The sequence below is a fragment of the Stappia stellulata DSM 5886 genome (assembly GCF_000423705.1).
Taxonomy (GTDB): Bacteria; Pseudomonadota; Alphaproteobacteria; order Rhizobiales; family Stappiaceae; genus Stappia; species Stappia stellulata.
In genome coordinates this window covers 291,526-304,115 of record NZ_KE384082.1, presented here as the reverse complement: position 1 = coordinate 304,115, position 12,590 = coordinate 291,526, and the positions used below count along the sequence as shown (strand labels likewise).

The 12,590-nt window shown below is 66.1% G+C and carries 8 protein-coding genes; 6 read left to right on the top strand and 2 right to left on the bottom strand.

What is annotated here, in order from left to right; genetic code table 11:
* Window positions 1-21 precede the first annotated feature (21 nt).
* The 3 genes from recN to G572_RS0113720 all read left to right on the top strand — a co-directional run bounded on the left by recN (window position 22) and on the right by G572_RS0113720 (window position 6,636).
* A complete protein-coding gene (gene recN / locus G572_RS0113730) occupies window positions 22-1,698 on the top strand; it encodes a DNA repair protein RecN (RefSeq protein ID WP_029058969.1) in 1,677 nt (558 codons plus the stop codon).
* A gap of 179 nt (window positions 1,699-1,877) precedes the next feature.
* On the top strand, window positions 1,878-4,064 hold the full coding sequence (gene ligA / locus G572_RS0113725; RefSeq protein WP_029058968.1) for an NAD-dependent DNA ligase LigA: 2,187 nt from the start codon (window positions 1,878-1,880) through the stop codon (window positions 4,062-4,064).
* 124 nt (window positions 4,065-4,188) lie between these two features.
* Window positions 4,189-6,636, top strand: a complete 2,448-nt coding sequence (locus G572_RS0113720) for an ATP-dependent helicase (RefSeq protein WP_029058967.1) — start codon at window positions 4,189-4,191, stop codon at window positions 6,634-6,636.
* A gap of 15 nt (window positions 6,637-6,651) precedes the next feature.
* Here G572_RS0113720 and G572_RS23875 read toward each other — a convergent pair whose 3' ends face one another.
* Window positions 6,652-7,269 (bottom strand): tetratricopeptide repeat protein, encoded by a 618-nt coding sequence (locus G572_RS23875; protein WP_169391319.1) that lies wholly within the window; start codon window positions 7,267-7,269, stop codon window positions 6,652-6,654.
* 143 nt (window positions 7,270-7,412) lie between these two features.
* Between G572_RS23875 and G572_RS0113710 the strand changes: the two genes are divergently transcribed.
* The gene (locus G572_RS0113710) at window positions 7,413-9,212 is read left to right on the top strand and encodes a cation:proton antiporter (RefSeq protein WP_029058966.1); all 1,800 of its coding nucleotides are present in this window, start codon (window positions 7,413-7,415) and stop codon (window positions 9,210-9,212) included.
* A gap of 75 nt (window positions 9,213-9,287) precedes the next feature.
* Window positions 9,288-10,178 (top strand): 50S ribosomal protein L11 methyltransferase, encoded by an 891-nt coding sequence (locus tag G572_RS0113705; protein ID WP_029058965.1) that lies wholly within the window; start codon window positions 9,288-9,290, stop codon window positions 10,176-10,178.
* 87 nt (window positions 10,179-10,265) lie between these two features.
* On the opposite strand, the gene G572_RS23870 is transcribed toward G572_RS0113705, so the two are convergent.
* Entirely contained in the window at window positions 10,266-10,490 is a 225-nt protein-coding gene (locus tag G572_RS23870; RefSeq protein ID WP_037546872.1) for a hypothetical protein, read from the bottom strand.
* A gap of 277 nt (window positions 10,491-10,767) precedes the next feature.
* On the opposite strand from G572_RS23870, the gene G572_RS0113695 reads away from it, so the two are divergent.
* Window positions 10,768-12,582: an aminopeptidase P family protein gene (locus G572_RS0113695; protein WP_029058964.1), complete on the top strand. Its 1,815-nt coding sequence runs from the start codon at window positions 10,768-10,770 to the stop codon at window positions 12,580-12,582.
* Window positions 12,583-12,590 lie beyond the last annotated feature (8 nt).

Sequence of the window (12,590 nt, the reverse complement as noted above, 5' to 3'; positions counted from 1 at the left end):
ATCGATCCGGTCCTTGCACGCATGCTCGCTGCGCTTGCCATCCGAGATATCGTCCTGATCGACCGGCTCGACCTCGTGTTCGGGCCGGGCATGTCGGTCTTGACCGGCGAGACGGGCGCGGGCAAATCCATCCTGCTCGATTCCCTGAGCCTGGCGCTCGGCGGGCGCGGCGATGCCGGTCTCGTGCGCCACGGGCAGGCGCAGGGACAGGTCACAGCCGCCTTCGACGTGCCGATGGCTCATCCCGTGCGCCGGATCCTGCAGGCTCATGATCTCGAAGCCGATGGCGATGTCATCCTGCGCCGGGTGCAGGCGGAGGACGGACGCAGCCGTGCGTTCATCAACGATGCGCCGGTGAGCGTTTCGCTGCTCCGGCAGGTCGGTAGCCAGCTCGTCGAAATTCACGGCCAGAACGAGTCCCGCGCCTATATCGATCCGGCGGAACATCGCCGGCTGCTCGATTCCTTCGCCGAATGCGCGGCCGACGTCGCCGACGTCAGCGAGGCCTTCTCCGCCATGCGCAAGGCGCAAAAGGCGCTGAAGGACCAGGAAGAGCGCATCGAGGCGGCGCGCCGCGAGGCCGATTACCTGCGCGCCGCGGCCGAAGAACTCGCAACCCTCAATCCCCAGGAGGGCGAGGAGGAAGAGCTTGCCGCCAAACGCCAGTCGATGATGCAGGTGGAAAAGATCGCCGGCGACCTCGGCGAGGCCTTCGACCTGCTCAACGGCAATGGGTCTCCGATCGGCGAGATTGCCTCGCTTTGGCGGCGGCTGGAACGCAAGGTGGAGCAGGCGCCGGAGCTTCTGACCGCGCCGGCCGCCAATCTGGCGGAAGCGCTCGACCGGCTGGAGGACGCCCGCGCCGGGCTCGAGGCCTCGCTGCGCGAAACGGAGTTCGACCCCAAGTCGCTGGAGATGACGGAAGAGCGGCTCTTCGCGCTGCGTGCCGCGTCGCGCAAGTATCAGGTGCCGGTGGAGGAATTGCCGCGCGTGCGGGCGAAGTTCGATGCGGATCTGGCAGCGCTCGACGCGGGCGAGGAGGCCTTGGCGGGCCTTGCCGAGACCGCGCGGGCAACCGTTGCCGCCTATGACGCATGCGCTGCGGCGCTGTCGGCCAAGCGGCGAAGCGCGGCGGCCGGACTTGAAGCGGCGGTCGGCGCCGAATTGCCGGATCTCAAGCTCGACCGTGCCCGGTTCCTCGTCAACATGGAGAGCGACCCGGAACAACGCACCCGCGACGGCATCGACCAGATCGAGTTCTGGGTCCAGACCAATCCGGGCACCAAGCCCGGTCCGATGATGAAGGTGGCCTCGGGCGGGGAGCTTTCGCGCTTCCTTCTGGCGCTGAAGGTGTCTCTGGCGGACAAGGGGTCCGCGCCGACACTGGTGTTCGACGAGATCGATACGGGCGTCGGCGGGGCCGTGGCCGAGGCCATCGGCAACCGGCTGGCGCGGCTTGCCGGCAAGGTCCAGGTGCTGACCGTGACCCATGCGCCGCAGGTCGCCGCGCGCGCGGGCGGTCATTTCCTGATCCTCAAGGAAGATACGGACGAGGAGCGGGTGGCGACAAGGGTGCGGCGGATCGACGTTGCGCATCGCCGCGAGGAAATCGCCCGCATGCTCGCCGGCGCGACGATCACCGACGAAGCCCGCGCCGCAGCGGACCGCCTGCTGGCCGACGCGCCGGCCGAGGGCTGACGCGGGCGTTCGTCCGTCCAGCTTCGGGCGCACGGGGGCCCGGTTGCCTCGCTCCCGGGAAAATCATCCCCAACGCAAATTGTGCCACGGCTCGTCTGCTGCTGAGTTTCGCCCTATCTTGCGAGCAGGCGGGAGAAGCCTCCCGCCGATCCGTCAGTCAAAGAGCCCAAGCCGCGTCCATGTCCGCCAAATCGAATTCCGATACCGACCTTGCCGCCCGCGCCGTCGATGACCTGACGCTTGAGGAAGCGGCAAGCGAACTGGAGCGGCTCGCCGCCGAGATCGCCGAACACGACCGGCGTTATCACGGCGAGGATGCGCCGGAGATCTCGGATGCGGACTACGATGCGCTGAAACGGCGCAACGATGCCATCGAGGCGCGGTTTCCAACGCTTCAACGCAGCGACAGCCCGTCCTTGCGGGTGGGAACGGCGCCGGCGGAAGGGTTCGGCAAGGTCACCCATGCGCTGCCGATGCTCTCGCTCGACAATGCGTTTTCCGACGAGGACGTGCGCGATTTCGTCGGCCGGCTGCGGCGGTTCCTGAAGATCGACCCGCTCGCGGGCGCGATCGTGCTGACGGCGGAGCCGAAGATCGACGGCCTGTCCTTGTCGCTGCGCTACGAGGCGGGCCGGCTGGTGAGCGCTGCAACGCGCGGCGACGGAACCGTGGGCGAGAATGTCACCGCCAACGCCCGCACCATCGACGATATCCCGACGAAACTGCCCGACGGCGTGCCGGAGGTCGTGGAGGTGCGCGGCGAAGTCTACATGCACCACGACGACTTCCGCGCGCTCAACGCGCGCATGGAAGCGCAGGGCACCCGCATTTTCGCCAATCCGCGCAATGCGGCGGCCGGCAGCTTGCGACAACTCAATTCCGAGGTGACCCGTTCGCGCCCCTTGCGCTTCTTCGCCTATGCCTGGGGCGAGATGAGCGCGGTACCCTGCGATACCCAGTTCGACATGGTGCAGAGGCTGGGAGACTGGGGCTTTTCCATCAACAGCCGCATGCGCCGCTGCGACAGCGTCGAGGATGTGCTCGCGGTCTATCATGCAATCGAGGAAGAGCGCGCGCTGCTTGGCTATGACATCGACGGCATGGTCTACAAGGTCGACCGGCTCGACCTGCAGGCGCGCCTCGGGTTTGTCTCCCGGGCGCCCCGCTGGGCAATCGCGCACAAGTTTCCGGCCGAAAAGGCCTTCACGGTCCTGAACGACATCGAGATCCAGGTCGGACGCACCGGCGCGTTGACGCCGGTCGCCAAGCTGGAACCGGTGACGGTCGGGGGCGTCGTCGTGTCTAACGCGACGCTTCACAACGAGGATTACATCAAGGGGATCGGACAGGACGGCGGTCCCTTGCGCGGCGGCAAGGATATCCGCAAGGGCGACACGGTGCAGATCCAGCGCGCCGGCGATGTCATTCCGCAGATCATCGACGTCGATCTGGACAAGCGACCGGAGAGCGCTGAAGCCTATGTCTTTCCCACCGTCTGTCCGGCCTGCGACAGCCACGCGGTGCGCGATGTCAACGCCGCAAGCGGGCGCATCGACGCGGTGCGCCGCTGCACCGGCGGACTGATCTGCCCGGCGCAGGCAAAGGAAAAACTGAAACATTTCGTCTCGCGGCTCGCCTTCGACATCGACGGTCTCGGCGACAAGCAGGTGGAGTTCTTCTTCGATCTGCCCACGGACGAAGGCGGCATCCGTCAGCCGGCCGATATCTTCACGCTCGCCGAACGCGATGCCGCCTCGCAGTTCAAGAAGCTCAGGAACCGCGACGGCTGGGGCGAGACCAGCGCCGCCAACCTTTTCGCCGCCATCGAGGCGCGGCGCGAGGTGCCGCTCAACCGCTTCATCTATGCGCTCGGCATCCGTCATGTCGGCGAGGGCAACGCCAAGCTGCTGGCCCGGCACTACGGCTCGTGGGCGGCTTTCGCCACGGCGATGGAGCAGGCCGGCGAGACCGGCTCCGATGCCTGGACGGAGTTGCTCGACATCGACGGTGTCGGAGAGACGGTGGCGCGCGCCGTGGTCGAGTTCTTCGCGGAGGGGCACAATCGCGATGCCGTGTCGGCATTGCTGGAAAAGGTTCACCCGCAGGACATGGCGAGGGCGGACAGCGGAGACAGTCCTGTCGCCGGCAAGACGCTGGTCTTCACCGGGTCGCTGGAAAAGATGAGCCGCGACGAGGCCAAGGCGCGGGCGGAAGCGCTTGGAGCGAAAGTGTCGGGCTCGGTGTCGAAGAAGACGGATCTCGTGATTGCCGGCCCCGGTGCCGGCTCGAAGCTGAAAAAGGCGACGGATCTGGGCGTCGAGGTGATCAGCGAGGACGACTGGATCGAGATGGCCGGCGGCAGCTGAACGTCCCGTCTGCGGGTGTCTTTGCGCGCCGCCCCTCCCAAGTGAGGGGGAAGTTGCTATATTGGTCCAAATAGCGAACAGATTCGCGCGAGCGCACATCCAACCCGTCGAGACAAGATCCTGCATGCCCGATTTCCCCGGTGACGACAGCTCCCGAGTTCCGGCTCCGGCCGATGCAAGCCGTCACGCCGGTGCTCCGCCGGCGCCCGGCGGCAGCATCGCCGCGCGCGCCCGCGCCGCAATGGCGCGTCCGGCAACGGCCGCGCCCTATCTGGAAGGCCTCAATCCGGAGCAGGCCGAGGCGGTGGAAACCGTCGACGGTCCCGTTTTGGTGCTTGCGGGGGCGGGAACCGGCAAGACCAAGGTGCTGACGACGCGCATCGGACATATCCTTGCGACGCGGCGCGCCTTCCCCAGCCAGATCCTGGCGGTGACCTTCACCAACAAGGCCGCGCGGGAAATGAAGGAGCGCATCGCCCGGCTGATCGGCGACGGCGCGGAAGGGATGCCCTGGCTCGGCACCTTTCATTCCATCTGCGTCAAGATCCTGCGCCGTCACGCCGAACTCGTCGGCCTGAAGTCCGGCTTTTCCATTCTCGATACCGACGACCAGATCCGGCTGATCAAGCAGATCATCCAGGCCGAGGGGCTGGACGACAAGCGCTGGACGGCGCGCGCCTTCGCCGGAATGCTCGACGGCTGGAAGAACCGCGGCCTGACGCCGGAGCAGATCCCGGAAGGCGAGGCGCGGGCCTTTGCCAACGGACGGGGGCGTGATCTCTATGCGCAGTATCAGGAGCGCCTGTCGATCCTCAACGCCGCCGATTTCGGCGATCTGCTTTTGCATGTGATCACGCTGTTTCGTGCGCATCCCGACATTCTGGCCGAGTATCAGCGCCGTTTCGTCTACATGCTCGTCGACGAGTATCAGGACACCAATATCGCCCAGTATCTGTTCCTGCGGCTTCTGGCGCAGGGCAACACCAACATCTGCTGCGTCGGCGACGACGACCAGTCGATCTACGGCTGGCGCGGGGCGGAGGTCGACAACATCCTGCGCTTCGAGCACGACTTCCCGGGCGCCAAGGTGGTGCGGCTGGAGCGAAACTACCGCTCGACCAGCCACATTCTCGCGGCCGCCTCCCATCTGATCGCCCACAACGAGGGACGGCTCGGCAAGACGCTGTTCACCGATGTGGTCGACGACACCGAAGAGGACATGCGCGTCACGGTGGCGGCCGTGTGGGATTCCGAGGAAGAGGCGCGTGCCATCGGCGACGAGGTGGAAGCGCTTCAGGCCAGGGGGCACAGCCTGGAATCCATGGCGATCCTGGTGCGGGCCTCGTTCCAGATGCGCGAGTTCGAGGACCGTTTCGTCACGCTTGGCGTGAACTATCGTGTCGTCGGCGGGCCGCGCTTCTACGAGCGCATGGAAATCCGCGATGCCATGGCCTATTTCCGCTGCATCGTGCAGCCGGCGGACGATCTTGCCTTCGAGCGGATCGTCAACACGCCGAAGCGCGGTCTGGGCGAAGCGAGCCTGAAGCTTGTGCACGCCTATGCGCGCGCCAACCGCATTCCGCTGATGCAGGCGGCTTCCGATCTCTGCCAGACGGAGGAGCTCAGGCCGAAGGCGCGCACGGCGCTGAAGACGCTGCTTGCGGATTTCGACCGGTGGCGCGACCAGGTCCCCACGATGTCGCACACCGACCTTGCCGAGATCGTGCTGGACGAGTCCGGTTACACCGAGATGTGGCGCGCGGACCGGTCTGCGGAAGCGCCGGGTCGGCTCGACAACCTCAAGGAGCTCGTGCGCTCCATGGAGGAATTTGAATCGCTGCCGGGTTTTCTGGAGCATATCTCGCTGGTGATGGACCGCGATGCCCAGGGCGATTCCGAGGCGCTTTCGATCATGACGCTGCATTCCGCCAAGGGCCTGGAATTCGACACCGTGTTCCTGCCCGGCTGGGAGGAGGGGCTGTTTCCGCACCAGCGTGCGCTCGACGAAAGCGGCCGGGCGGGGCTGGAGGAAGAACGCCGGCTCGCCTATGTCGGGCTGACGCGCGCGCGGCGGCGGGCGAAGATCTGGTTCGCGTCCAACCGGCGCATTCACGGACTGTGGCAATCGACCGTTCCGTCGCGGTTTCTCGATGAACTTCCCTCCGATCACGTCGAGGTTGTCGAGCCGTCTGCGAATTATGGCGGATACGGCGGCGGCGGATATGGCGCCAGCCGTTTCGACACGCGCGATCCCTTTCAGGCCAGCTATTCGACGCCGGGCTGGCAGCGGGCGAAGCGGGCGCAAGCCGGCGGAGGATCGTCAAGCGGCGGGTTCGCCGGACGCATGGGCGGATCCGAACGGCGCGGGCAGGGCGGGCCACGCACGATCGAGGGCGAGTTGGTGGCCAAGTCCGTCGCCGACGTGCCCTCGACCTTCGACATGGGCGAGCGGGTGTTTCACATCAAGTTCGGTTATGGCGAAGTTGTCGGCATCGAGGGCAACAAGCTGACCGTCCAGTTCGACAAGGCGGGCCGCAAGAAGGTGCTCGACAGTTTCCTCGAGCAGCACTGAGGATTTCGCGGGCCGTCACAGCGGCTGACCGGCGGGCGGCTCGTCTTTCCGGTCCGGCAGCGGGATCAGCATGTGACGTTCCCGGATGAACGGGTAGAGCGCCACGGCCTCCCGCAGGACCTTCTGACCCAGTTGCATGCGACCCTGGCCCATGAGAATGCGGGCCTTGCCGCTCATGGCGCCGAAATGGCGCGGCTCCAGCACCAGTGCCTTGTCGAGGTCCGCGAGTGCGGCGTCGAATTTTTGCTGAAGGAACAGCACGAAGGCGCGCTGGTTCCAGCCCTCGGCATAGTCGGGCGCCTTTGCCACCACGTCGTTCAGGATCAGCCGGGCGCCCTCGAAGTCATATTGGCTGCGTTTGCGCATGGCCTCGCGGGTCATCGCGTTGACCTCCGGCGTGGGCGCGGCATCGACCCAGTTCTCCCAGATTTCTCCCTCGATCCTGCGAGCCGCAGGTTCTGTTTCCGCCGCCTTGAGGGCTGCGAAGAGCGCATCCATGTCGGCTTTCGCCGGCGCAAGAGCGAGGACGAACGCGACCGCCACCGCGCTCAGCACGCGGGCGAGCGCAGCGCAAGGCGGCAGGCCGGCTTTCGGGTGTCCCAAGTCGCTTGTCCTGGTCTGGCGTTTGGTCATGCGCGTTCTCCCGGGTTTTGCGGGTCTCGCCGGCCCGGCTGGTCCCCCGCCATTGACTTGGCTCGGCATGCAGGCAAGCTTTCAGCCAAATCAATCGGCCCGCGTCATTTCGCGCGAAACAGTATCGGGAGTTTTTCGCGCGCATGTCCAATGTCGTGACCGCCGTTGCCATGATCGCCACCGCCGGTGTTGCCGCCCAATGGCTCGCCTGGCGCTTTCAGCTTCCCGCCATCGTGTTGTTGCTGGCCGCCGGGGCGCTGGCGGGGCCGGTGACGGGGTTCGTGCAGCCGGACGTGCAGTTCGCCGGACTGGTTCAGCCGCTGGTGGCCGTTGCGGTCGCGATCATCCTCTTCGAGGGCGGGCTGACGCTGAATTTCCACGAGATCGCCGGCACCTCCAAGGCGGTGCGGCGGATCGTCTTCATCGGCGCGCCCGTGGCCTTCGTGCTGGGATCGGCCAATGCCTATTACGTCGCGGAGCTGAGCCTGTGGCCGGCACTGATCTTCGCCGGCATTCTGGTGGTCACGGGGCCGACGGTGATCATTCCCTTGCTGAGACAGGCGAAGCTTGCCAAGCGGCCGGCGGCACTCCTGCGTTGGGAAGCGATCCTCGCGGATCCGCTCGGTGCCTTGATCGCGGTCTTCGTGTTCGAGGCATTTCTGGTCGTCTCCGGACAGCATCACGTCGATATGCTGCTCATGCGCATCGCGCTGGCGCTGGTGCTCGGTCTTGCCGGCGGGTGGTTCGCGGGGCGCGGGCTGGTCTGGGCCTTCGTCAACGGTCATGTCCCGGAATACCTCAAGATCCCGGTCATTCTCACCACGGTCCTCGGCACCTATGCGATCTCAAACGCGGTGCTGGAGGAAAGCGGCCTGCTGACCGTCACCATGCTTGGCCTGGCGCTTGGCAACTCGCGCATCGCGTCGCTTGGAGAGGTCAAGCGCTTCAAGGAGACCATGACGATCCTGCTGGTGTCGGGGGTCTTCATCATTCTCACCGCCTCGCTGGAGCCGGCGGCGCTTGTGTCCGCCTTCGAGCCGCGCACGCTGGCGTTTGTCGTGTTGCTGCTCTTCGTCGTGCGACCGGTTTCGGTCTGGCTGGCGACGGTTGGAACGGGGCTCAGTGCGAAGGAACGGCTTCTCGTCGGCTGGATCGCGCCGCGTGGCGTGGTCGCGGTCGCCGTATCGGGCCTCTTCGCCGGGCTGCTGGTCGGGCGGGGGATCGAGGATGGCGCGCGGCTCGTGCCGCTCGCCTTTTCGGTGGTTGTCGTGACCGTGATCGCACACGGGTTTTCCATCGCGCCGCTGGCGCGCGCGCTCGGCCTGTCGTCCGGGGCCGGAGCGGGGCTTTTGATCGTCGGCGCCAACCGCTTCACGGTCGCGCTTGCCGAAAAATTCGGCCAGAAGGAAATCCCGGTCCTCGTTTCGGATCGCAACTGGCGCCGGTTGCGGCATGCGCGCAACGCCGGGGTGCCGACGCATTTCGGCGAGATCCTGTCGGAGGTGGCCGAGCACACCATTTCGCTGGCGCCCTACAGCCATCTGCTCGCGGCCAGCGACAACGACGACTACAACGCGCTGATCTGCACGAACTTCGGTCCGGAGATCGGCCGGGCGGAAGTGTTGCAGATCGGCCGCGACGATGCGGAGGGCACGCAGCACCGCCAGTTGATGGTGACGCTCGGCGGCCGCCCCTATCTGGGCGCCTGCGGCGGCATCGAGGCGCTCGACGCGCGTCTTGCGGAAGGCTGGAAGGTGTCGGCAACGACCTTGAGCGAAACCTATGGCAAGGACCGCTTCCTCGAGGCGCGCGCGCAGGAGGCGATCAGCCTGTTTCTCCTGTCCGCCGGCGGAAAGCTGCGGCCCGAGCCGGATCTTTCGCAGGCGACGCTGAAGTCCGGCGACACGGTCTTCAGCCTGGTGCCACCCGAAAACGACGCGTAAGCCCTGTTTGCGATTGCTACGCCTTTGTCCCGGGGGCTATAGGGCAGGCGCATCTTTTCCCAGGCCGGAGCCTTCATGACAACCATACGCGTGCGCATCACCGCCCTGGAATCCGAGGCCAAGCGCATCTACGAGCTGCTGGTCCGCGATTTCGAGGACGACGGCAATCCTGTCACCGTGTTTGAATCATCGCCCGACGGGCGGCACTGGACGGCCGAGATCCTGCTGTTCGACATGAGCGCGGACGAGGCGCGGGAAATGGTTCGCGACCGTTTGGGCGCGGATGCTTTCGCCGCCCCCGTCGAGGCCGAGCCGCTCGACGACATCAACTGGGTGGAGAAGAGCCTGGAGGGCCTGTCGCCGGTGCGTGCCGGGCGCTTCTTCGTGCATGGCCGGCACGACCGCGACAAGCGTCCGGTCAACGGGATTTCGCTTGAGATCGAGGCCGCTCTTGCCTTCGGCACGGGGCACCATGGCACCACGGCCGGCTGCCTGATCGAGATCGACCGGCTGTTGTCCCGCCGTCGCTACGACTGCATGCTGGATCTGGGTACGGGAACCGGCGTGCTGGCGATTGCAATGGCGCGGTTGGCGCGCCAGCCGGTGCTGGCAACCGATATCGATCCCGTGGCGACGCGCACGGCGGCCGAAAACGCCGTCCACAACGGCGTTGGACGGCTCGTGCATGCGGTGACCGCAGCCGGAGCGGAGGCCCGCATCTTCGCCGAGCAGGGCCCGTTCGATCTTGTGGTGGCGAATATTCTCGCGCGTCCCCTGATGCGCATGGCGGTGGCCGTGTCGCGCTGCATGGCGGATGAGGCAACACTCATCCTTTCCGGACTGCGGACGGAGGACGGACCGCGCATTCTTTTCGCCTATGGCACGCAAGGCTTCCACCTTTCGCGCAGGCAGGACCGCGACGGCTGGTTGACGCTGACGCTGGTGCGGGGGCGACGGGACCCCTGAGCCTGTCGGTCCGGCGAAGCAGGCAATAAAAAACCCGGCCGAATGGCCGGGTTTTTTCGTCGGACCGCCGATGTGACGGTGCGATTGTCAGAATACCGAGGAAGCGGATCCCTGACGTTCCAGTTCCGCGCGGTCGTAGCCGTAGGCCGCGAGCGTCGCATCGTCGAGCGACAGCAGGTAGCCGTTGACGTAGCGGCGGGCCTGACGCTCGCGCGCGGTCACCAGCGACGAGAAGGCGCGATGCATGAAGCCCTTGGACGAGCCGCGCGAAGCGCCGGCATGCGAAGTCGATGTGAAGGTGGCGATGGCCATGATGTGTCTCTCCGGTTCGAGGTCTCTTGAGAAAGAGCTTCCTCCCTTGAATTCTTGACACTGAGTATGGTGACCCCGGCCGCATCCGAAAAGAGCATTAAGTGCATGGCTGTGCTGCGATTGCTGCATGTGCGAATTCATAATATTGCAATGCGGTATGGATGTGGGGCCGGATGGCGTTGCATATTTGCGGTCTTGCACAGGAGTTGGGCGGTCTGCCTGGAGGCGGTGCACAAACGGCTTTCGCTTGATCCTGAGTTGATCTAGCGTTTGGCGCATGTTTCAGACCTTCGACAGCATGATCGACCCCTCCGTTGGTTCCGCGCGTTGCGCGGCGCTGCGGCAAGACCTCGTCCGGCGCAAGCTGGACGGCTTCCTCATTCCGCGCGGCGATGCGCATCAGGGCGAATATGTGCCGCCGTCCGACGCGCGGCTGGAATGGCTTACGGGCTTCGCCGGTTCCGCGGGTATCGCGGTTGTTCTCGCCGACGAGGCGGCGATCTTTGTCGACGGGCGCTACACCATTCAGGTGCGCGAGCAGGTCGACACGGCAGTCTTCACCCCGATGCATCTGATCGAGACCCCGCCCGCGGACTGGCTCGAGGCGACGCTCAAGCCGGGTGCGCGACTTGGCTACGATCCGATGCTTCACACGATTTCGGGCGCCCGCCGGTTCAAGGCCGCCTGCGTGGCGGCGGGTGCCGAGCTGGTTGCGGTTGCCGAAAATCCGGTCGATGCAGTGTGGAGCGACCGTCCCGCGCCGCCGCTCGGCCCCGTTGCTGCCCATCCGGAAGCGCTGGCCGGCGAGGCGGCATCCGACAAGATCGCGCGCATGGGCGCAAAGGTCGGCGAGGCGCGGGCCGATGCCTTCGTATTGACCCAGCCCGATTCCATCGCCTGGCTGCTCAACATTCGCGGCAGCGATGTCTCGCATACGCCCCTGCCGCTTTCCTTCGCGATCCTACCGGCGACGGGACGCCCGCGTCTTTTCATCGATGGCCGCAAGCTCAGCAATTCCGTGCGCGATCACCTGTCCGGCCTTGCCGAGGTCGAGGAGCCGGCCGGGCTCGTTCCGGCGCTCACGGAGATGGGCGCTGCGGGGGCGACCGTCATGCTTGATCCCGATTGGGCGGGCGACGCGCTCGCAACGGCGGTGATCGAGGCCGGCGGCAGTATCAAGGAGGGCGCGGATCCGATCACCCGCGCCAAGGCCGTGAAAAGCGAGGCGGAAGTCGCCGGCGCCCGGGCGGCGCATCTGCGCGACGGCGCTGCCTATGCCCGTTTCCTCGCCTGGTTCGACAGGGCAATCCTCGAAGGCCCACTCGACGAGATCGGCGTTGCAGAGAAGCTGGAGGCGTTTCGCGCCGAAACGGGTGTGCTCAAGGAGATCTCCTTCGACAGCATTTCCGCCGCCGGTCCCAATGCCGCGATCTGCCACTACCGCGTCGACCGCCAGAGCAACCAGGTCATTCCGCCGGACAGCCTGTTCCTGATCGATTCCGGCGCGCAATATGAAGACGGCACGACCGACATCACCCGCACGCTTGCCGTTGGATCCGTGTCGAAGGAGATGAAACGCCATTTCACGCTGGTGCTTAAAGGGCACATTGCGATTGCGACCGCGCGTTTCCCGAGGGGCACCAGCGGCGCACAGATCGACGCGCTCGCGCGCATTGATCTTTGGAAGGCCGGCCTTGATTTCGACCATGGGACCGGTCACGGCGTCGGGTCCTATCTCTCGGTGCACGAGGGGCCGCAGCGCATCGCCAAGACCGGCCATGTAGCGCTGGAAGCCGGCATGATCGTTTCCAACGAGCCGGGCTACTACAAGGCCGGAAGCCACGGCATCCGCATCGAAAACCTGGAACTGGTGACGGGGCCGGGCGACATCGAGGGCGGCGAACGGGCGATGCTCGGCTTCGAGGCGTTGACGCTTGCCCCCATCGACCGGCGGCTGATCGACACACAAATGCTCGGCCCTGACGAACAGGCCTGGGTCGACCGCTATCACGCCCGCGTCCTGGCCGAGATCGGCCCGCTGGTGGACGCCGAGACGAAAGCCTGGCTCGAAAAGGCGACGTCACCGCTGTGAGGAGGCGG